Origin of the sequence: Paenibacillus sp. LHD-117 (genome assembly GCF_030929555.1) — a bacterium.
Lineage (GTDB): Bacteria > Bacillota > Bacilli > Paenibacillales > Paenibacillaceae > Pristimantibacillus.
The window spans coordinates 24,207-44,139 of the sequence record NZ_JAVFVT010000047.1 but is presented as its reverse complement, the minus strand read 5'-3'; the positions used below and the strand labels follow the sequence as shown (position 1 = coordinate 44,139).

At 49.5% G+C, this 19,933-nt stretch carries 15 protein-coding genes; 11 read left to right on the top strand and 4 right to left on the bottom strand.

Annotation, left to right across the window (positions count from 1 at the left end):
* The first annotated feature begins 5 nt into the window (after positions 1 to 5).
* The 10 genes from RB620_RS26965 to RB620_RS26920 all read left to right on the top strand — a co-directional run bounded on the left by RB620_RS26965 (position 6) and on the right by RB620_RS26920 (position 9,267).
* The gene (locus tag RB620_RS26965) at positions 6 to 2,456 is read left to right on the top strand and encodes a heavy metal translocating P-type ATPase (RefSeq protein WP_308099819.1); all 2,451 of its coding nucleotides are present in this window, start codon (positions 6 to 8) and stop codon (positions 2,454 to 2,456) included.
* 22 nt (positions 2,457 to 2,478) lie between these two features.
* The gene (locus RB620_RS26960) at positions 2,479 to 3,330 is read left to right on the top strand and encodes a hypothetical protein (protein ID WP_308099818.1); all 852 of its coding nucleotides are present in this window, start codon (positions 2,479 to 2,481) and stop codon (positions 3,328 to 3,330) included.
* 23 nt (positions 3,331 to 3,353) lie between these two features.
* On the top strand, positions 3,354 to 3,974 hold the full coding sequence (locus RB620_RS26955; protein ID WP_308099817.1) for a nitrite reductase: 621 nt from the start codon (positions 3,354 to 3,356) through the stop codon (positions 3,972 to 3,974).
* A gap of 14 nt (positions 3,975 to 3,988) precedes the next feature.
* Complete coding sequence (locus RB620_RS26950) at positions 3,989 to 4,258, top strand: glutaredoxin family protein (protein WP_308099816.1); 270 nt, start codon at positions 3,989 to 3,991, stop codon at positions 4,256 to 4,258.
* Positions 4,251 to 4,784: a TVP38/TMEM64 family protein gene (locus RB620_RS26945; protein ID WP_308099814.1), complete on the top strand. Its 534-nt coding sequence runs from the start codon at positions 4,251 to 4,253 to the stop codon at positions 4,782 to 4,784. The genes RB620_RS26950 and RB620_RS26945 overlap by 8 nt, the downstream gene beginning before the upstream one ends.
* A 136-nt stretch (positions 4,785 to 4,920) precedes the next feature.
* A complete protein-coding gene (locus tag RB620_RS26940; protein ID WP_308099812.1) occupies positions 4,921 to 5,613 on the top strand; it encodes a response regulator transcription factor in 693 nt (230 codons plus the stop codon).
* Complete coding sequence (locus RB620_RS26935; protein WP_308099810.1) at positions 5,610 to 6,680, top strand: sensor histidine kinase; 1,071 nt, start codon at positions 5,610 to 5,612, stop codon at positions 6,678 to 6,680. The genes RB620_RS26940 and RB620_RS26935 overlap by 4 nt, the downstream gene beginning before the upstream one ends.
* A 68-nt stretch (positions 6,681 to 6,748) precedes the next feature.
* A complete protein-coding gene (locus RB620_RS26930) occupies positions 6,749 to 7,654 on the top strand; it encodes a F510_1955 family glycosylhydrolase (RefSeq protein ID WP_308099861.1) in 906 nt (301 codons plus the stop codon).
* 109 nt (positions 7,655 to 7,763) lie between these two features.
* Complete coding sequence (locus RB620_RS26925) at positions 7,764 to 8,885, top strand: cell wall-binding repeat-containing protein (protein ID WP_374121470.1); 1,122 nt, start codon at positions 7,764 to 7,766, stop codon at positions 8,883 to 8,885.
* Between the two features lie 139 nt (positions 8,886 to 9,024).
* Positions 9,025 to 9,267, top strand: a complete 243-nt coding sequence (locus RB620_RS26920; protein ID WP_308099806.1) for an SHOCT domain-containing protein — start codon at positions 9,025 to 9,027, stop codon at positions 9,265 to 9,267.
* Between the two features lie 8 nt (positions 9,268 to 9,275).
* On the opposite strand, the gene RB620_RS26915 is transcribed toward RB620_RS26920, so the two are convergent.
* Together RB620_RS26915 and RB620_RS26910 are read right to left on the bottom strand one after the other, a co-directional pair.
* The gene (locus tag RB620_RS26915) at positions 9,276 to 9,728 is read right to left on the bottom strand and encodes a putative iron-sulfur cluster-binding metallochaperone (RefSeq protein WP_308099804.1); all 453 of its coding nucleotides are present in this window, start codon (positions 9,726 to 9,728) and stop codon (positions 9,276 to 9,278) included.
* A 21-nt stretch (positions 9,729 to 9,749) separates the two neighbouring features.
* The gene (locus RB620_RS26910; RefSeq protein WP_308099802.1) at positions 9,750 to 11,114 is read right to left on the bottom strand and encodes an SEC-C metal-binding domain-containing protein; all 1,365 of its coding nucleotides are present in this window, start codon (positions 11,112 to 11,114) and stop codon (positions 9,750 to 9,752) included.
* A 270-nt stretch (positions 11,115 to 11,384) separates the two neighbouring features.
* Here RB620_RS26910 and RB620_RS26905 point away from each other — a divergent pair, with 270 nt between their 5' ends.
* Complete coding sequence (locus tag RB620_RS26905) at positions 11,385 to 16,769, top strand: M4 family metallopeptidase (RefSeq protein WP_308099800.1); 5,385 nt, start codon at positions 11,385 to 11,387, stop codon at positions 16,767 to 16,769.
* Positions 16,770 to 16,831: 62 nt separating this feature from the next.
* On the opposite strand, the gene RB620_RS26900 is transcribed toward RB620_RS26905, so the two are convergent.
* Both RB620_RS26900 and RB620_RS26895 read right to left on the bottom strand, forming a co-directional pair.
* Positions 16,832 to 17,602, bottom strand: coding sequence for a LytR/AlgR family response regulator transcription factor (locus tag RB620_RS26900; protein WP_308099858.1), 771 nt, complete (start codon positions 17,600 to 17,602; stop codon positions 16,832 to 16,834).
* A complete protein-coding gene (locus RB620_RS26895) occupies positions 17,574 to 19,916 on the bottom strand; it encodes a histidine kinase (protein WP_308099798.1) in 2,343 nt (780 codons plus the stop codon). The genes RB620_RS26900 and RB620_RS26895 overlap by 29 nt, the downstream gene beginning before the upstream one ends.
* Between the last annotated feature and the right edge of the window lie 17 nt (positions 19,917 to 19,933).

Sequence of the window (19,933 nt, the reverse complement as noted above, 5' to 3'; positions counted from 1 at the left end):
TCGTGATGGAAGCAGCCAGACTGGAAACGGAGCAAACATCCCTGCAATTAACTGGTATGACATGCGCCGCGTGCGCAAACCGAATTGAGAAGGGGCTCAGTAAACTCGAAGGCGTGACGGAAGCGAACGTGAACTTTGCCCTGGAACGGGCGACGGTTACGTACGATCCGAAAAAAGTAAATCTCGTGCAAATGGAACAAAGCATTCAGAAACTCGGCTATGGTACGGCCAAAGAAGTTGTTGATTTCAAATTGGAAGGCATGACCTGCGCGGCTTGCGCGAATAAGATCGAGAAAGGCCTTGGCAAATTGCCTGGCGTCACGAACGCCTCCGTTAACTTTGCGATGGAAACCGCACGGGTTGAATACAACGCGGCCGATGTATCTATCGCCGATATGAAGCAGCGCGTGGAAAAGCTGGGCTATAAAGCGATACCGAAGCAAGACGAAGCCAATCCTGCGGAGCATCGCGCGAGAGCCATTTCGCAACTGAAGCGGAAACTGCTCATCTCCGCCGTTCTTTCGCTGCCGCTGCTCTGGTCCATGGTCAGCCACTTTTCGTTCTTATCCTGGATCTGGATGCCGGAACTCTTCATGAATCCGTGGTTTCAATTGGCGCTCGCTACACCCGTTCAATTTTACATTGGCAAACAGTTCTATGTGGGTGCATTCAAAGCACTGCGCAATAAAAGCGCCAATATGGACGTACTCGTCTCGCTCGGAACGTCGGCTGCGTACTTCTACAGCTTGTACTTAACCATTGAATGGGCATCGATGGGCAGCATGGCGCATCATGGTCCATCGATGTATTACGAAACGAGCGCGGTCCTCATCACCCTCGTTATTCTCGGGAAGCTGTTCGAATCGTTGGCAAAAGGCCGCACATCCGAAGCGATCAAGACGCTGATGGGCCTTCAAGCGAAAACGGCTCTCGTTGTTCGGGACGGACAGGAAATGACGATACCGGTCGAGGACGTACTTGCCGGCGATATCGTGGTGGTGAAACCGGGGGAGAAGATTCCGGTGGATGGTGAAGTGCTGGAAGGCAGCTCTTCGGTCGATGAATCGATGTTGACCGGCGAAAGCATCCCGGTTGAGAAAAAAGCCGGAGACAGCGTGATCGGTGCTACCGTCAACAAAAACGGCAGATTGAGATTGAAAGCGACCAAAGTCGGTAAGGAAACCGCGCTTGCCCAAATCATTAAGGTCGTGGAAGAAGCGCAAGGCTCGAAAGCGCCGATTCAACGGGTAGCGGATGTCATTTCCGGGATCTTCGTGCCGATCGTCGTAGGGATTGCGATTGCCGCGTTTCTCGTTTGGTACTTCTGGGTGACCCCCGGCGATTTCGCAAATGCGCTGGAGAAAGGAATTGCGATCCTGGTCATCGCCTGCCCGTGCGCACTGGGGCTTGCTACACCGACATCGATTATGGCGGGATCCGGCCGCGCCGCGGAGCTTGGCGTGCTATTCAAAGGCGGGGAGCATCTGGAATCCACGCACAAGATCGATGCGATCATTCTTGACAAAACCGGCACCGTAACGAAAGGTAAACCGGAACTTACGGATGTTGCCGTCGCACATATGGACGAACAGACATTTCTACGCTTGGTTGGCGCTGCCGAGAAGGACTCCGAGCATCCGCTTGCGGAAGCGATCGTTGCCGGAATCAGGGCCAGAGGCATTGAACTGCCGGCAACGGAACAGTTCGAGGCGATTCCGGGGTTTGGGATCCGCGCCATCGTCGAAGGCAAAGAAGTTCTGGCCGGTACGCGCAAGCTAATGGCGAAATATGACGTTTCGGCGGAGCAGGCGTTTGAGAGGATGACACAGCTTGAAGAAGATGGAAAAACGGCGATGCTGATCGCGGTTGACGGAACGTATGCGGGTCTCGTCGCAGTTGCCGATACGATTAAAGAAACGTCGAAAGAGGCTGTGACTCGGCTGAAAGAAATGGGCATTGAGGTCATCATGATCACCGGTGACAATGAACGAACCGCACGGGCGATTGCGAGGCAAGTCGGCATCGATCATGTTCGCGCCGAAGTGCTTCCGGAAGGCAAAGCGGAAGAAGTGAAGAAGCTGCAAGCGCAGGGCAAGAAAGTGGCGATGGTTGGCGACGGTATCAATGACGCCCCCGCGCTGGCAATGGCAGATATCGGTATGGCGATCGGTACCGGTACGGACGTGGCCATGGAGGCCGCCGACGTCACCCTGATGCGCGGCGATCTGACGAGCATTCCGGATGCGATCTACATGAGCCGCAAGACGATGAGCAATATCCGGCAAAATCTATTCTGGGCGCTCGGCTACAACACGCTCGGCATTCCGATTGCCGCGATTGGACTGCTGGCCCCTTGGGTTGCGGGCGCGGCGATGGCGCTCAGTTCGGTATCCGTCGTTCTTAATGCTTTGCGGTTGCAGCGTATCAAGGTTCGCTCTGTATCCTCGAAATCGTAATGAAATGGAGTTGATATAATACATGAAGAAGAAAATCATCCTCGTCGCTGCGGCGGCGATTGCGTTAAGCGTATTGGCCGCATGCGGCAAAGCAGGGGAAGAGAAACCCGCAGGCGGAAATAACCATGCCGGTCATGGGGAGAGCAGCGGGCAAGAGAACGCCGAAAAGCCAGCAGGACAATTGGAGAATCTTCAAGCATCATTTGCCTTCCCCGCAGGCGCCGCAAAAGCAAATGAAGAAACGGAATTGACCATCCAAGTGACAGATAAGGACGGGAAACCGGTCAATAAATATGAAGTCAATCACGAGAAGCTACTTCATCTCATTATCGTCAATCATGATTTATCATTCTTTAACCACATTCACCCGGAGTTTAAGGGAGACGGCACTTTTACGGTGAATACGTCGTTCCCGGCGGGCGGAGAGTACAAAGTGTTTGCGGACTTCATTCCGACTGGCGGGGCCAAAATAACGCTCAGCGAGTGGGTGAAGGTGGAAGGCAAGGAAGCCAAGCATTCCGCGATTGCAGCTGATGCGAAGCTGGTGAAAGAAGTCGATGGAAAGGAAATCGAGTTGGCTATGAGCGCCATCAAGCCTAAAGAAGACGTGACGTTGACCTTCAACATTCGCGACGCGAAGACGAAGAAGGGGATCGATAACCTACAGCCTTATTTGGGCGCGGTCGGACATGTCGTGATTCTTTCGGAAGATGCGAATCAGTATCTTCATGTTCATCCGATCGATGAGAAAGCAACCGGACCGGATGCGAAATTCGCGACTTCTTTTCCGCAAAGCGGCACGTTCAAAATTTGGGGACAATTTCAGCACAATGGCGAGGTCTTCACCGTCCCCTTCGTCGTCGATGTGAAATAACAGAAACGAGGAGGAGAATGATCATGGGAGAAAAGACGAAATTGGCGGTATCGCCTGCCATTCAAGTCGGGGGAAGCCTCTTTACGCCAGATCAGCTTGCTAAGATCGGTACGGTCGCCGGTTCAGACGCCAAAATTGAAATGACCTCGTTCAAGCAGCTTTACGTGGAAGTGTCTCTTGATAAGCGAGAAATCATTCAGAAAGAGCTGGAGCACGCCGGCCTGGAGGTGTACCCGGCCGGGTTTGCGACCAAGAGCTTGATCGCCTGCAACTTCTGCAAAGGCGCGGAAGTAGCCGGTCTGGAGACGGCACGCATCTTGAATCGGGCGATTGCTGGAAACGCGACGCCCACGCCGCTGAAGGTGGGCTACGCAGGTTGTGCACTGGGCACAAGCGAGCCGCTGCTAAAAGATATCGCTGTCGTCAAAATGCGGGATACGTTCGATATTTACGTTGGAGGAGAGCCTAAAGGCATCAAAGCTGCGACCGGACGGCTGCTTGTCTCCGGCATAACGGAGGAACGGCTTGTTCCGGTTGTATCTACGCTTATTGATTTCTACAAGCAACAAGCGAAAGGAAAAGAGAAGTTCAGCAAATTTGTGGATCGGATCACAATGGAGCAGTTGAAAGAAATCGTCGCGTAAAGGAGTGAACTTCCATGTCTCAAATCGATCCAAAGAAACCGATCAAAATTTACACGATCCCGACCTGCAGCGACTGCCACTTTGCCAAGCGATATTTCAATGAGCATCAAGTTCCCTATGTTGACTACAATTGTGAAGATAATATCGAATATGCGAAAGAAGTGCTGGAGCTGACAGGAAAGCAGGTCGTACCAACTATCGTTATTCATGACAAGGTGTTTGTCGGTTTTGCCGAGAACTTAAATGAAATAAGCAAACTCGTTACGGAAGGGAAACATGATTAAAAAAGGGTTGGTTGTTCTTCTTTATGGGGTTGTGATCGCCGCCGTCATCGTTTACAAGGAGCCTCTGCTTTCATGGCTCTCTCTTGGAGGTGTGGAGCGTCTTCCATGGATGATCGGGGCTGCCGTCCTTCTTGCGATGATTCCGGTCGTTCCTTTTGGGATTGTAGCCGGAATCATCGGTGCGGCGTATGGGCCTGTCTGGGGCAGTTTGATCAATGTGGCCACTTCAACCGTCGCGGCAGCCTTGACCTTTTGTGCGGTTCGGTTGATTTTTCAGGAACGAAGCCGTCAGCTCATGGCATCGTTGAAAGGAGCAGAACGTTTTATCTTCCTTCTGGAGCGTAATGCGTTCTTTGCGGTCATACTGGCTCGCCTGCTGCCATTTGTCCCCGCGGTTATCGTCAATATCGGGGCGGCCCTCTTCCGAATGTCCTTTGGAAGTTTTATTATGGCCACTGCGGTGGGGAAAGTACCGGTCATGGTTGTTTTTGCCGTCATGGGAGATCAGTTGAATTCAACCGGCTGATGAATAATATAGACGAAAAGGGGACTGATTCGGGTCGCCCTTTTGTTGTTTCTGGACGGCATCTTTGCATCTACATCAGTTCTACATAAGTCATGGGTAGAGTGATACGTAGAAGCGTTATTCGCGGAGGATGGTCATGAAAACGATATTGGTCGTCGATGATGAATCGAAAATTCGAGATGTGGTTGTATCCTACTTGAAAAGAGACGGCTTTCAGGCCGTTGAAGCCGAAACGGGCAGCGAGGCCATTCGGCGCGTGCAAAACGAATCGATTGATTTTGTCATCCTGGACCTTATGCTTCCGGATATGGAGGGCGAGCAGGTTTGCCAAGCGATTCGTCAAATCCATTCTGTTCCGATTTTGATGCTTACCGCCAAGGTTTCCGAGAACAATCGGATTAAGGGGTTATCCATGGGGGCCGATGATTACTTGATCAAGCCCTTTGACCCACGCGAAGTAGTGGCTAGGGTACGGGCAATCCTGCGGCGTACGGACGAGTATCATTTGCTTGCGGATCGACTGGCCTTTAATCAAGGTGAACTTATTATTGATTCGTTAAAGCAGCAAGTATTCCGTGACGACCAACCGGTGAACCTAACTCCGAATGAATATAAGCTGCTGCTTGTCCTGGCTAAGCATCCGCAGCGTCACTTTTCACGAGACGAGCTTGTGGAACGCGTTCTTGGCTATGATTTTGATGGCGATAGCCGAACGATCGATCAGCATGTAAAAAATATCCGGCAAAAAATAGAGGGCGACCCCAAGTCCCCAAAATATATTGTGACGGTGTATGGAACCGGCTATCGGTTTGCAGGAGGAACAACATGAATAAGCGTCTGCATACCCGTTTGGCTCTGATTATTATCGGGATTGCTGCCGGCATTGTCCTGATTTCAACCATTAGCGTCATTTTGACGACACATTATCATTTCTCCTTGTATCAAGCGCAAGCCGGCATGACGCACGAATTACCCGAACTGAATGATCATTTGGAACAAGCGATGATACAAACGATCATCTGGACGTGTTTAGTTGCGATTGTACTTGCCGTATTTCTCGGTTTTTATGTTGCCAAACGAATTTCGGCTCCTCTCGTTCATATGACGCGAGTCGCAGAGCGCATGACGGACGGGGAATGGAGTACGAGAGTGGATATTCAAGGGAAGGATGAGCTTGCAGACTTGGGCGCATCGCTAAATACACTGGCGGAGCAGTTGCAGCAGCATGAGCAACTGCGCGTCACGATGACCGAAGACATCGCCCATGAGCTGCGAACCCCTTTGGCCACACTCAAAAGCCATATGCGCGCCCTGGAGGACGGGATTTGGGAGCCTACGCCGGAGCGCATCCATTCTTGCTACGAAGAAATCGAACGATTGACACAGCTAGTGGCCGAATTGGAAGACCTGACGCATGTGGAGTCCCCCGGTTTTCAATTGGTGCGAAAAGTAGAATCGTTGGCGGCTATCATTGAGAGAGGCGTAGAACTGGTTGCTGCTGCCTATCGTGAAAAAAACGTTCATCTACAGTATTCAGTAAGTCCTCCTATTCATGTTTTTGTCGACCATGATCGCATGATTCAGGTGCTTGTTAATCTGCTTAGCAACGCTCTGAAATTTACTCCTGAACACGGAGAAGTGCGAATTGAGGGGAGTGAAGACAGCGGGCATGTTTGGGTCCGAGTTCAGGATACGGGAACGGGAATCCCACAGGAGGACTTGCCCTATGTGTTTGAGCGATTTTACCGGGCGGATAAGTCCCGCAATCGGAAGACCGGCGGCAGCGGCCTGGGGTTAACCATCGTCAAAGAGTTGGTAGCAGCCCACGGCGGGGAAATTTCGGCCGAGAACCGTGAAGGTGCCGCCTTTACAATTCGGCTTCCCAAAAGGCAGTAAGGCGTTCTACATCAAATCTTCGAAAGTATCATTTACACTGTATATTTGGGGGTAATTTTTTGAAAAGGATGACGATGCTTACACTAGCGGCTGTACTCATTATCGGGACTGCGGCATGCTCCAAACAGGCAGAGCAAGGGCCGAATTCCATTGCGAATACCACTTTTATGCACCTGCATGGCCTTGGTTACTCCGCAGACGGAAAACGGCTTTTCATTCCCGTTCACAACGGACTACAGGTATATGCAGACGGTTCATGGAGTGAAGGTCCGGGGGAGAAGCACGATTATATGGGGTTCACCGCGGTAGATGACGGATTTTACAGCAGCGGCCATCCAGCACCGGGTTCGAACTATAAAAATCCATTAGGACTTGTGAAAAGTACGAATGACGGGAAAATCATCTCGGTTCTGGCTCTTGAGGGGGAGGTCGATCTACACGGTATGACGGCCGGGTATCGTTCGCATACGCTATACGTGGCGAACCCGGAGCCTAACTCCAAAATGAAACAGGCAGGGTTGTTTTATAGTGAGGATGAAGGGAAAACCTGGACAAACAGTCTTGCAACTGGCCTCCAAGGGCAGATGACAGCAATCGCAGCTCATCCTTCTGATGCATCCATCGCTGCTGTCGGCACGACAACAGGCGCCTATCTATCGAGGGATTACGGTCAGAGTTTTACCCCAGTGATTCCAGAACAACCGGTTTCGGCCCTGACTTTCACGGATTCCGGTAACGTGCTGGTAGCTACATCCGGCCCCAACGCTTCACTGCTTGATTTCAACATAGAGAGCAAACAGCCATTGGCGATCCAGACGCCAAACAAGGATACGATCACCTATGTTGTCCAGAATCCCGCGAATCCGAAAGAGCTGGTCATCGCAACGGAACCAAAAGATGTTTATCTCTCTACAGATCGTGGCGCTACATGGATACAGATTGCAGATAAAGGCAAAACGATTAACCGAAAATAGGAGGTGTTTAAGCATGAAAAAAGGCTTGAAAGTCGGTATCATTTCGGCGGCTACAGCAGTAGCGCTAACAGGATGCTTTAACAATTCCAACTCTTCCACTCCACACGATATGAACAACATGGGTCAGCAAACCGGTTCGGCTCAAAGCCCGACCAGTACCGTATCAGTACCGTGGATAGCCTCAAAAAATACGACACGCATCAACACAAGTGACCCGGCGGAAGCTGCGGTGCTTGTTTCGAAATCATTGTGGATGGCAACCCATGAAGCGAACCGTCCCGGAGGCGTCATTCTAGCGAACCCGAAAGATTGGCAGACGACTCTCGTTAGTGCTGATTTGATTCATCACCCGAATAACGGTCCAGTTCTGTTTGTAAATAAAGACAGTGTGCCGGAAGTAACGCTTAACGAATTGAAAAGGCTAAAACCAATGGGGACGGACGCGAATAATGGAACCCAGGTTATATTGGTCGGGGATCTTGATCCTAAGGTAGAGGAACAGGTAAAAGCGCTTGGCTACAAGACGGATAAGATTGCAGGTGGCAACCCGGCAGCCGTAGCCAAAGCCGTAGATGCTTATTATACCGTTGTCGCGAAGGAAAATCCGCCTTCGGTCATCATTGGTTCTATGGACAGCGAAGAATATACGATGCCAGCAGTGAATTGGATTGCTCATATGCCGGAGCCGCTGCTTTATGTTAATAAGGATGAGGTTCCGCAAGAAACCGTGGATGCTTTGAAGACGCGGGGCGGGAAAGCCAATATTTATTTGCTCGGGCCAGAATCGATTATTTCAGCCAAAGTTCAAGATCAATTGGGCCAGTACGGGAAAGTGGTTCGTATTGCGGGCAACGATCCGTATGCGAATGCCGTTGCCTTCGCGAAGTATAAAGATTCGGCAACCGGTTTTGGCTGGGGAATCACAACACCGGGCCATAACTTTTCGTTCGTCAATAAAAATTCCGCAGCCTTGGCACTTGCGGCAGCTCCATTCTCGCATTTAGGCAAACATGCACCGCTTCTCTGGACGGACAAAGACAAACTGCCGGATACGGTGATGACCTATGTCATGTCGATTCAACCGAAATATAAAAACGAGCCAACGGAAGGGCCATACAATCATGCTTGGTTAACGGGTAGTGAGAATTCGTTAACAGCCGCCGCGCAAGGGGAGATCGATTCCATGCTGGAGATCGTATCGGAGACCGGAGAAGGCCATGGCGGGCATTGAGGCGGAAATATGTATCGAATCCGCTCGTTTGGGTAAAAAATAAAAGGTACATGATTTGGATTGTGTTTTAACTGATGTGTAGGCTTCGACTGTTGGAGACAGTTGAAGCCTACTTTTGATGAATTGAGGGGTGTTCACAATGATGAATGACATGATGATGGATCGTTCGATGATGGTCATGATGTGCATAATGATGTACATCGGGGCGATCATCTTCATACTGATTGCTGGAGCAACCATTTACGTTGTTGCTCGATTACTGATGATGAAGAGCCGTGTTGTGGATCGTCCGTTGATTTTGCTGAAAGAACGGTACGTCAGAGGTGAAATCAATGATGACGAGTATTTGCGAATGAGAAAAGTCATCAATGACATGAAATAAGTTTGTCGTTAGTTCAAACTTCGAATATACGCGGTAACATTGCCCAAGCAACAAGCCCCTTGAGGGTTGTTTACTTCGCAGCCACAGCGATTCGATTGAACATGTTTTTTTATTTGTTCAATTGGCCGTTGATTATCACTAGTTGCTTGAAAAAGGCGTTCTCTCGTCCAATTAAAGCAATAGCAAACGGGAACACCCATGCCGGAGCTCTTTTGGAATACCGATACTTTTAAGGCGTCCTCTTCAAATGTTTGCGAATGATCACCACTGAAATAAACTGTATGACATGAAGAGTTTGGACAGAAAAAATAGGTGTTATCTGGTTCGATGGTTTCCAGAAAAGAAGCTTTAAGTAAGGACTTTAGTGTAATGAGAGGTACGCTTTTGCCTTTTTCTCCACAAGAAGGACAACTGGTTGTATTTGATTTTTTCTGGTTGTTGGATGGTGTGCAGCAATCCATACAAAAGCAACTCCTTTACATTTATTTCCTCCGCTCTGGAAGAAGCTGCAGCAATTCAGGCCGAGTTAGCCAAAGATGGCGGTTCATTAAAGCGTAGACAATGGCTTCCCGATCATCTCCGAATCCCATATAGTCGGGCATCTTGCGAGGGAGCTGCTTCTTGCCCTGGAGATACGCGGGGACGAATGGGTTATGCGCAGTCGCTTTTTTGATCAGCGATGTTAGTTTGGATGATTTTCCGCGTAATCCATATTCCACAAGCACTCGGCTATAATTAAAGGATGCACTGCCGTCTTCATCGAACTGTCGAATAAGCTGCTCAGCGGCTTTCCACTCCAATGTCTCGATATAAGCAGGCAGGAGCAGATCGCGTACACCCTGATTATCGTTTGGATTAAGCTCCAGCAGCTCGCGATAATGCTTGATCGCTTCGGGCATTTTGTCCAGCATGGCACAAGCCTCCGCATACCCTTTTTTGGCCCTCATATAAGGTCTTGTCGGTAAGTAACCCCAAAAGTGACCTTTGTTCTCCTTGAAAAAAGCCTCGCCCAGACGTTTTTCCTCAACCATCATCCCTTGTTTGTAAAAGTAAGCCATTTCTTTAGAGGATGACGAGCACTCGGCAAGAATATTGTAAGCGTCGCCGCTGCTGGGATCGAGCAGAAGCGCATCTTGAGCCAGCTTCATTCTGCGCTGCAGATTCGGCTCCTCCCATGCCTGATACAGGAGCTCCGAGGCTTGTTCTTGCTTGCTCACTTTTTTACTCCTTGAGGGCTTGCTGTTCATGTTCTGCTCAAGGAAAGTGTTGATTTCTTCGATCGAATCGAAATTTTGCTGATCAAGCAAGGCATGCAGACGAGCCATCTCCTGCTCCATCTTCATGCGTGAGTTCGGACTCCCTGAAGCCGAATGCTGCAGTGCAGACGGCTCGCCTGGCAATTCGGCATGATCCTCAAGGAAATCGAAGAGTTGATTGGCGCGTTGTGATAATGTCGCGACCGATACCTTGTATTTCTCGGCCAGTTCGCTTTGGGTTGTATCGTATTCGAACATCTGGCAAAGAACGTACTCTAACGCCGAAGGATATGCGCCCAGCTTTTTCGAGACGGGAAGCTCTTCGTGCGCGAACTTATTCCAAGTTAGAATGAGTTCTGCAATGTGCTCAGCTTCATATAAGCCTGCGGTGTTTTGGAGGAAATGATGTGCAATTAGCCGGTGCAGCTCGTTTGGCCACTTGAGCTCGCGATCAATGATGTCTGCCAAGGACGGAGGCTGTGGAGCGGCAAGGCGGGTTACATTGACAGCATCGTCTTTGCTTAAACAGCACTTTTTATATTTCAAGCCACTTCCGCAGTGGCAAGGATCGTTTCTTCCTAATTTCTTCATGTGAACCTCCCTGCTTAATGTATTCTTTTATTATCGGCTAAATCTCGCTTTTTGTCTAAAAATAATGTCTTATTTATTTGAACCGTAGCTAAGAGTGTCGTCTGAAATGACTAAAAATAAACCGATCGCGAGAAGCTCACTTCATAATTTTTCTGTGACAGGCTATACCAAAAGTCTCCAATATATGAGAAAATATTAATCGAAATTAGTAGAAACTACATTTTTTTCTTTCGTTCTAGTTTACTTACTTTTTTATGGGAGGTCTCATTCTTGAAGCGTTCGAGGGTCATCGGTAAGAAATCATTGTGTTTATTTTTGGCATTGCAATTGGCGCTCGGTTTATTCGGAGCACAGTTAGCGGCTGCTAACGATTCGCAATCTGCATCAAATTCGAGCGAGGACAGTCAGGTTCAATCAAGCATCAAAGGAGAGTTGTCGGCTCCTCTAGTGAACGATCAATCCGTACTGCAATATTTAGCTACAAATAAAAGGTCGATCGGCGTTTCCGATCCTGCTAGTGATTTAACGATGAAGCAAAAAACGGTAGATTCCGCTGGGCGGACGCACTACTTATATCAGCTTCAAGTAGACGGAATTCCCGTATACGGCAAATACATAAGGGTTCATCTTAATAAATCCAAAAGAGTGACGGAAATTCGCAATCAAGTGGCAGAGTCTCCTCTACCGCAGATCCCTAAAACATTGACGCCTGAGCTTTCCTCCGAGGATGCGATCCATGCGCTAGAGAGGCATCTGGAAGAAACGCTTGGCTTCGAGATTCAGTCGGAAACGACGATCAATGGCAAGCTCGTGACGAGCCCGCCAGACTCGACGTTAACGATTTATCCGTTCCAAGGGAAAAGCTATTTGGCGTACGAAACCGAATTGAGCTATCTCGAGCCGAAGGCCGGAAGCTGGATCGCTTACGTTGACGCGAATAGCGGAGACATCATTGATAAGTATGACCGGATGGCCGAAGTCGAAGCGAAGGCCTTGATTAAAGGAGTCGACGAGAACAATACGGAACGGTGGTTGAACGTTGTTTTCGACGATATGGGAGACGAGGATTCGGAGAACAACATTTACGTCCTGGAAGATCGCTCTCGGGATATGTACGAGGATGACACGAACACGGGAGCGATCGTTACGTTCGATGCGGGAGACTGGGGACCGCCGGTTACGACGCCGGAATCGGACGTGGCGTTCATCGATACGGATGAAGTCAATGCCCATTACTACAGCGGAGTCGTCTACGAATATTTTAAGGAGAACCATAACCGGAATAGTATAGACGGGAACGGAATGGATATTCTTTCTCTCGTCCACTACATGGAAGACGGTTCTGATGCAGATCAATTGCCGGATCCATACGATAACGCTTTTTGGTCCGGGGATGTTATGGTTTACGGAGACGGAAGTTGTTACACCTGCGCCCTCGATGTCATCGGTCACGAGATGGTGCATGGCATTACGCAATATACATCGAATCTGGAGTACCGGTATCAATCGGGAGCTTTGAACGAGTCGTTTTCGGATATTTTCGGAGCGCTGATTGAAATGGATTTCGAAAATACCGCAAATGATTGGGTCATCGGAGAAGATACGGGAGAAGTCGTTAGAGACTTGGCGAATCCTGAGCTTTATAATCAACCGGCGACAATGAATGATTTCTATTACACCTCCCTGGGATTCGACCAAGGCGGCGTCCATATCAATAGCGGAATCCCGAATCATGCGGCCTATTTGACCGCGACGGGGATCGACGAGATAGGCTTGGACGGCAAACAAATATTAGGGCAATTAAGCTATGACGTGCTGTCGAACCGGCTCATGCCGAATTCGAATTTCGAAGACGCGCGCGACGCTTTCGTGTCGGCGGCGGAAGACTACGCCTCCGTTCATCCAGGCACGCAAGGGATTGTGCAAAAGGTGAAAGACGCATGGGCCGCCGTTGGTTTGCCTTACGGTTCCAGGCATGATATTACGTCTCTGCAAGGTGATGGCATCTCGTCGGTCTGGATCGATGCCAATTCGAACGAAATCTACGTCAATGCGTCTTCGCCGGAAACGATTAGGACTGGCATTGAGGTGTCTCCAGGTGCCGTTCTAAGGGAGGGTAGCTGGAAGTACTACGCAGAAGGCGACTATTATGCGGGCACATACACGGTCTCTTCCGCAGGCACAACCGTAGAGTGGATTATTTTCGTCTATGATTATGCCCCTTATTTAACCTATAATTGGAACTATTCGGGACGGAACTATTACGAAGTAGACGTGGACATCGGGCAAATCGGGGGAGAAGTCCTAATCGAGCTCCATAATGATATATTTGCAGGGGAAGAAGGAGAAGACTTCCTGAGGACGGGCAAAGCCATTGTATCTCCCGTTCCGGAAGGCCTAGTGCCGTACACCATGCTTGTTCGCAATAGGCTGTATCTCTGGTTTCTGGGGGAAGCCGTTCATCACGATAACAGGGATGACGTAACCAACTTCTCCATCCGATTCATGGATAGTGCATTCAAGTATAGCAATGCATACCAGGTCGCCAACAATTATAAAAATGATATGGTCATCGATATGAAGTCACCGCTTCGAATAACGGAAATAACGGAGACGACGGCTTCGTTCGAATGGCCGGCTCTCAGTGACGCAACCGGCTTCCAGCTATTCCAATCCACGAACAATGGATTGTCTTGGGATCTTCCGGCTGTTTCAACCGCGCTTAACGGCAGCAGTACAACCGCGACTATTTCAGAGTTGTTGCCGAATACGTTCTACAGATTCAAGCTTGTTACGACCGGCGGGGAAGATGCAGGCGAATCAATCTGGTCGGCAACCTATACGTTGTCGCCGGGCACGTATGTGCCTGCGGTAGCCAATCCGATTGCGGACCGGACGGCTATCGCGGGCGGAGAAGATCTTGTTATCGCTCTGGACGGTACCATTACGGATAAGGACAAACACGATATAATCGTATACGAGACGGCTTATTCCTCGAATTCGAATATGGCTGAAGTTTCGCTCCAGTACGGCGTTCTCACGATCCATCCGCTTCAAGCAGGCAGGGTAGAAATCGTTGTCAACGCGCATGACGGCTGGGGGCATTACGCGCAGGACCGCTTCTTTGTGTACATCGATCCGCCGCCTAACCAAGCTCCGGAAATTTTTAGGGGCGTAGCCGGACAGTTTGCTTACGTCGAGGGCGCAGACGTAAGCGTGTCGCTGTCTAACGTGTTTAAGGATCCGGACGGAGATAATTTAACTTTCACGGCCGTATCGAACGCGCCTGACAAAGCGAGCGTGATTGTCAACGGGAACTCGTTGCGCATTCATCCCGAGTCGCCAGGTACGGCGATCATCACGTTGACGGCGAACGATGGTCAAGGACATACGACCGCTGTTCAGTTCGCGGTGACGGTTAAACCGCCGAATCAGCCTTCGACCATAGCCAATCAGATCGCGGATCAAGAGGCTACAAGTGCAGGTCAGGAACTCACTATTCCATTATTGGGAGTCTTCGCCGATCCAGACGGCGATCCGTTAAGATTTTCTGCTAGTTCGAACTCTAGGCAAGTCGCCTCGGTCAAGGTCGTCGGCAATACGTTAAAGGTGAAGACGATGGAGGCCGGTACGGCGGCCATTCGTGTAACGGCAAACGATGGCAATCGAAATACGGTCAGCGATATTTTCTTGGTAACGCAAAGTACTGCTGCTGTGAACCGGAGCCCGATCATAAATAGCCCAATCGCGGATAAGACGGCAACTGCAGGCAGTCCTAAGATCAGCATCCAAAGCACAAGCGTATTCTCGGATCCGGATCCAGCCGACCGCTTAACCTATTTGGTTACTTCGAGCCAGCCTAGCGTCGCATCCGCGAGTATGAGCGGCAGCCTTGTCGTCGTCAATCCGTTAGCGGCGGGGACGGCTACCATTACTGTGACCGCGACGGACAGCTCCGGTAGTTCCGTATCCGACGCCTTCGTCGTTACAGTAAGCGCGGCTGCTGTGAACCGGAGCCCGATCGTAAATAGCCCAATCGCGGATAAAACGGCAACGGCAGGCGGATCGCAGATCAGTATCGCAAGCACAACCGTTTTTTCGGATCCGGACCAAGGCGATATCTTAACCTATTCGGTTACTTCGAGCCGTTCGGATGTAGCGTCCGTAAATATGAATGGCAGCCTTGTCGTCGTCAATCCGTTAGCGGCGGGGACAGCTACCATTACTGTGACCGCGACGGACAGCTCCGGTAGTTCCGTATCCGACGCATTCGTCGTTACAGTAAGCGCGGCACCGACACCGACGGTTCCGGATACTGGCGGCGGAGGCGGTGGGGGCGGAGGCGTGCCAGCAATCCCTCCAGTCGTGCCAGATGAAGAAGGAACGGAAGAAGGGACGGATCCTACGATCGACGACGAGGGGATTCATCTGAACCCTGACGAGGACAATATTCAGACTGTGCTCTCGACAGACGGTACGAAAAACATGACGATCTCAGTGGAAGCAGGGGATTTGGAGAAGGCATTAAACGCGATGAGCGATGCCGACTCGAAGCCGGTCATTTTGAAGGCGAGCAACTCTGAAGGGAAGACGAACTTTGAATTACCCGCTGGACCTTTGGAGAAAGCTTCCCAAAAGAATAAGGACGGCGTCATTTCCATCCGTACGGACCAAGCCAGCTTGAACTTGCCGTTGAACGCTCTCGACTTCGAAGACTTGGCACGAAAAACGGGTAATAGCATCGACAAAGTTACGATAGTCGTTTCCTTATCCGCCCCGTCGAAAGCCGAGGAACAAGCGATTAGAGATCAAGGACAGTCGCAGGGATTAACGTTTTTAAGCATTGTCGATTTTACCGTATCCGCGGAAGCGGGAGGAAAGTCTGTTGCGGTTTCCGATTTCGGCAGCACCTACGTTCCGAGAACAATCGTCGTTTCCGAAACGGACGGCAACAAGAGATTACTGGCCGTCATCATCGATCCGAAGACCGGCGAAGCTCAATTTATTCCTGCGACGATTAAAGTCGAGAACGGAGTAACGACGGTTGTCATATCCGCTCCTCACGCCAGCGTTTACGGAGTCGTAGAAGCGAAGAAAGTTACGTTTGCGGATATTCAGAATCACGCTGCGAAAAGCGAAATCGAGGCGCTCGCTTCCGCGCTGTTGATCAAAGGGACGAGCGCGACAACGTTCTCGCCGGAAAGGTCCATCACCCGGGCCGAATTTGCCGCATTGCTGACAAGAGCTTTAGGTCTTGATGCAAAAACAGGCGTATCCAAATTTAACGATGTAAAGGAAACGCTTTGGTTCGCCCCATCCGTTAATGCAGCCGTCCGGGCTGGCATCATTAACGGCAAGAGCAGCACGATCTTTGACCCGAACGCGACGATCAAGCGAGAAGAGATGGCGGTTATGGTGTCCAGGGCGATCGCGTTCGCCGGTAAAAAAATCAACTTGGCCGGCTCGAAGGAGAATTCGTTCGCGGACGGGGAGCAGATATCCGGATGGGCGAAGAAGGCAATCCTTCAAGGCATCGAAGCAGGTTTATACGAGTCGGGCCAGTCGGAAAACTTCAGACCGCAAGAGAATGCGACCCGTGCCGAGGCAGCTGTCATTTTGAAAAACATGTTGGATTACTTGCAGTTCATCGATTAAAAGGGAACTATGAGAGGCCCATGCAAATGCGCATGGGCCTACTTAATTTTTTTGTTAATGGCTTAAACAATCGATTCCAAACGATAAGCCCATAAATATCCTTTTGACTCCAGCAGAAGCGCATCCGGCTTTTCTTTGGGTTCGATGACGATGCTGTTGTTGGTGTTCATGATGTAACCGTCATTGATTCGATCGATGACGATTGGCACATCCAGCTCCATGAAAAGCTGCCGCATACGGTATATCGTATTGTACAGATTGGGGAGCGCTCGTTTTTCCTCTATATGCGTCCAGATATCATCGATGATTCTCCATTTTAAGCACAATTTATTTTCATGAAGCAGAAAATAGTAGAATAGCTCCTCAGTTAAGCGAGTCGGCCACTTTGCGAGATGCTCACCTTTTTTAACGTAGATTTCTCCATAAAGCTGGACATGGAGATTCTTGTTATTGGTCAGCTTCTGTTTCTGACCATAATATTTCTGAAGGCGTTCATCTAGTTGCTTAATCGTATTCGGGGTCATCGGTTTTAAAATATAATCCAGTGCTTGTACACGAAAGGCCTGCACTGCATATTGTTGGTGAGCTGTTGTGAAGATTACAGGCACGTCAATACCGTTCTCCACTAAGTTTTGAGCGAGCCCAAGTCCCGTCATTCTCGGCATTTCAATGTCGAGCAAGAGTGCGTCTACATCTAGCTTCGGTATTTCCTGCAGCGCATCGAATGGCGATTCGAAGCGGCCTACAATTTGAAAGGGGCCGTAGGTTTCCAGCAATCTGGCATGCAGCCCCAGAATCGCTTTCTCATCCTCTACGATAATTACTCTCCACATCATCTAGTCCCTCCTTGATGGGAATCTTTAATTGAACGGTTGTTCCTTTGCCCGGCACTGAGCTAATCTCAAGGTTGCCTTGGGTGAGATCATGCACACGTCGACGAACGTTCGTAAACCCGATGCCGACATTGGCGTTCCCGCCGCCCATTAATTGAGCGCATTGCTCTGCCGACATGCCTACACCATCATCGGCAACTCGTATGTTCAAAAAAGATTCATGCGAGTAAATGGAAACCTCCACATGTCCCGGACCTACTTTGTCGAATAGGCCATGGCGAATCGCATTCTCGACTAAGGGCTGCAAGAGCAAGCTAGGAATCAGAACGTTCTCGGCAGCAATGAGCGGATTGATGTGATAGGCGAATGTTAACCGTTCGCCAAATCTAGCTTTCTCCACCTCTACATAGGCATCAATGATTTCCAGTTCCTTTTGAAGAGAAGAATATTGTCCATCCCGACTCGATTCAAATATATAACGCAGGAAAGAGCTGAGCATCGTCAGAAGATAAGCGGCACGCTCTCCATCCGTGTAACAAAGGGAAATAATGTTGCTCAGCGCGTTATATAAAAAATGCGGTTTGATCTGGGTCTGCAAAAATGCCATTTCATACTCGATCGCTTTCAGCATAGACTGCTTTGTTTGTTCAGCGGCATTCAATCGAGCCATCAATGTCTCTTTCGAGAAAGGTTTTATTATATAATCATTTGCGCCGGAAGCAAAGATCTTTTCAATATGTCTTGGATATTCGGAAGAAATCATCATGATAATCGGCAACTCCATCAAAGAAGCCTGCATACGGATTTGCTGAAGCAATTCGAGACTATTCAGGTTGCCCGGAATAATGTCGTCAATGATCATCATCGCTATTTCCGGGTGGTCGTTATAATAATCAAGCGCCTGTTGAGCTGTATAAGCAATTCGTATCTTGTAGTTATCACTCAGCATGCCTCTCATGACTTCCGCGTGCATCACATCATCATCAACAATGAGCAGCGTCCCTAGCTCCCGTTCTTCTGCGATCATGGCAGATGGGATGTTTTCTTCGTATTCTGTTGCGGTAACCGGATTTTTGCTCTCGCTGAAAGCCAATTGGAGAGTGAAGCGGATACCGCTCCCCATACGTTCATACGTTATACTTCCATTCATTTGTTGGACAAGCTCTTCCGTCATCATTAGCCCCGAAGAATGCTGTCGACGATCCCTAATCGGCGCTGCTTTCTTGCGGGTTGTCGCCACATGAAGAAGGACATCCTCTCCTGTCTGCATGGATTCAATGGTCAGGTTGTCATCCGCGGCATCGTGAGATATTTCTGTCATCATACGTAAGAGCACCTGCGTCAGACGTTGCTCGTCCGCCCATACGTAAAGCTGATTCGAAATATTTTCGTTTATTCGAACCTTCTTTTTCGCGAATGTAAGCTGCATCAGCTGCAGGACATGGAGCATGACCATCCGGAGATTGGTGGACTTCAGCTGGATGGCGTAATCATCAAATCGAATGCGGGTAAAGTCGTGCAGATCTCGCAGTAAATAAACCATGTTTCCAATTAGTTGCTCAGCTAAGTAAAGTTGCTCGCCTTGCTTCTGGAGATCGCGCTCTCGGGCAATCGACTTTATCAATTGGACGGTATCATGAAGAGGTCTCTGCAAATCTTGTGTAGCGACCTTCAAGAAATCATCCTTCGTATCGTTGGCCTTCTGCAACCGAACGGTCAGCTGTTCCGATTCCTCGGCCCGATTCATGAGACGGATACCGAGAAAAACATTCATCGTCATAATAACCCCGATCAATCCGATTCTGTTCATACTGTTGCGGCCTGAGAAAAATAAGCTGTCCGACGAGCTGCTAATAGCTAAGATGGCTAGAAACAAAATCATCAAGAGGAGAATGACGGCTTCGTTTCGACGTATGGATATTTGATTTTTAACCGTTAAATAGAACATTCGAACGATAATGATCAGGAATAATCCATCGAGGTAATAAAAGAACGGATACTGCACGCCCGACACGGTTCTGGCCGGGAGAATGGCATTTAACAAGGCATAGATCAGAATCGGAAGGAAAAGCAGATGCAGCGTCCTTCGATTCATGATGGAAGGAACCATTTGGACAATAAAGGCAATAATCGAGATGGCCATCAGGAAAGTACCGGTGTCTTGAAGGCGAAAGTAGAGATCGAAGGGAAACGATGGGAATTCGCCGTCTACGGCTTTGATATGGACGGAGCCTGTATCCCGGTCGCTAAAAATCATATAGAGAATGGCGATTAAGGCGCATGCCGCACCCAGGCAGCCCATCCATTTCTTCATGTCTAGTCACACCCCTA

Excerpts from the sequence above, each read along its gene's own strand:
- RB620_RS26965 (WP_308099819.1), top strand. The coding sequence starts at position 6 with ATGGAAGCAGCCAGACTGGAAACGGAGCAAACATCCCTGCAATTAACT.
- RB620_RS26960 (WP_308099818.1), top strand. The coding sequence starts at position 2,479 with ATGAAGAAGAAAATCATCCTCGTCGCTGCGGCGGCGATTGCGTTAAGC.
- RB620_RS26955 (WP_308099817.1), top strand. The coding sequence starts at position 3,354 with ATGGGAGAAAAGACGAAATTGGCGGTATCGCCTGCCATTCAAGTCGGG.
- RB620_RS26950 (WP_308099816.1), top strand. The coding sequence starts at position 3,989 with ATGTCTCAAATCGATCCAAAGAAACCGATCAAAATTTACACGATCCCG.
- RB620_RS26945 (WP_308099814.1), top strand. The coding sequence starts at position 4,251 with ATGATTAAAAAAGGGTTGGTTGTTCTTCTTTATGGGGTTGTGATCGCC.
- RB620_RS26940 (WP_308099812.1), top strand. The coding sequence starts at position 4,921 with ATGAAAACGATATTGGTCGTCGATGATGAATCGAAAATTCGAGATGTG.
- RB620_RS26935 (WP_308099810.1), top strand. The coding sequence starts at position 5,610 with ATGAATAAGCGTCTGCATACCCGTTTGGCTCTGATTATTATCGGGATT.
- RB620_RS26930 (WP_308099861.1), top strand. The coding sequence starts at position 6,749 with ATGACGATGCTTACACTAGCGGCTGTACTCATTATCGGGACTGCGGCA.
- RB620_RS26925 (WP_374121470.1), top strand. The coding sequence starts at position 7,764 with ATGAACAACATGGGTCAGCAAACCGGTTCGGCTCAAAGCCCGACCAGT.
- RB620_RS26920 (WP_308099806.1), top strand. The coding sequence starts at position 9,025 with ATGATGAATGACATGATGATGGATCGTTCGATGATGGTCATGATGTGC.
- RB620_RS26915 (WP_308099804.1), bottom strand. The coding sequence starts at position 9,728 with ATGGATTGCTGCACACCATCCAACAACCAGAAAAAATCAAATACAACC.
- RB620_RS26910 (WP_308099802.1), bottom strand. The coding sequence starts at position 11,114 with ATGAAGAAATTAGGAAGAAACGATCCTTGCCACTGCGGAAGTGGCTTG.
- RB620_RS26900 (WP_308099858.1), bottom strand. The coding sequence starts at position 17,602 with ATGTGGAGAGTAATTATCGTAGAGGATGAGAAAGCGATTCTGGGGCTG.
- RB620_RS26895 (WP_308099798.1), bottom strand. The coding sequence starts at position 19,916 with ATGAAGAAATGGATGGGCTGCCTGGGTGCGGCATGCGCCTTAATCGCC.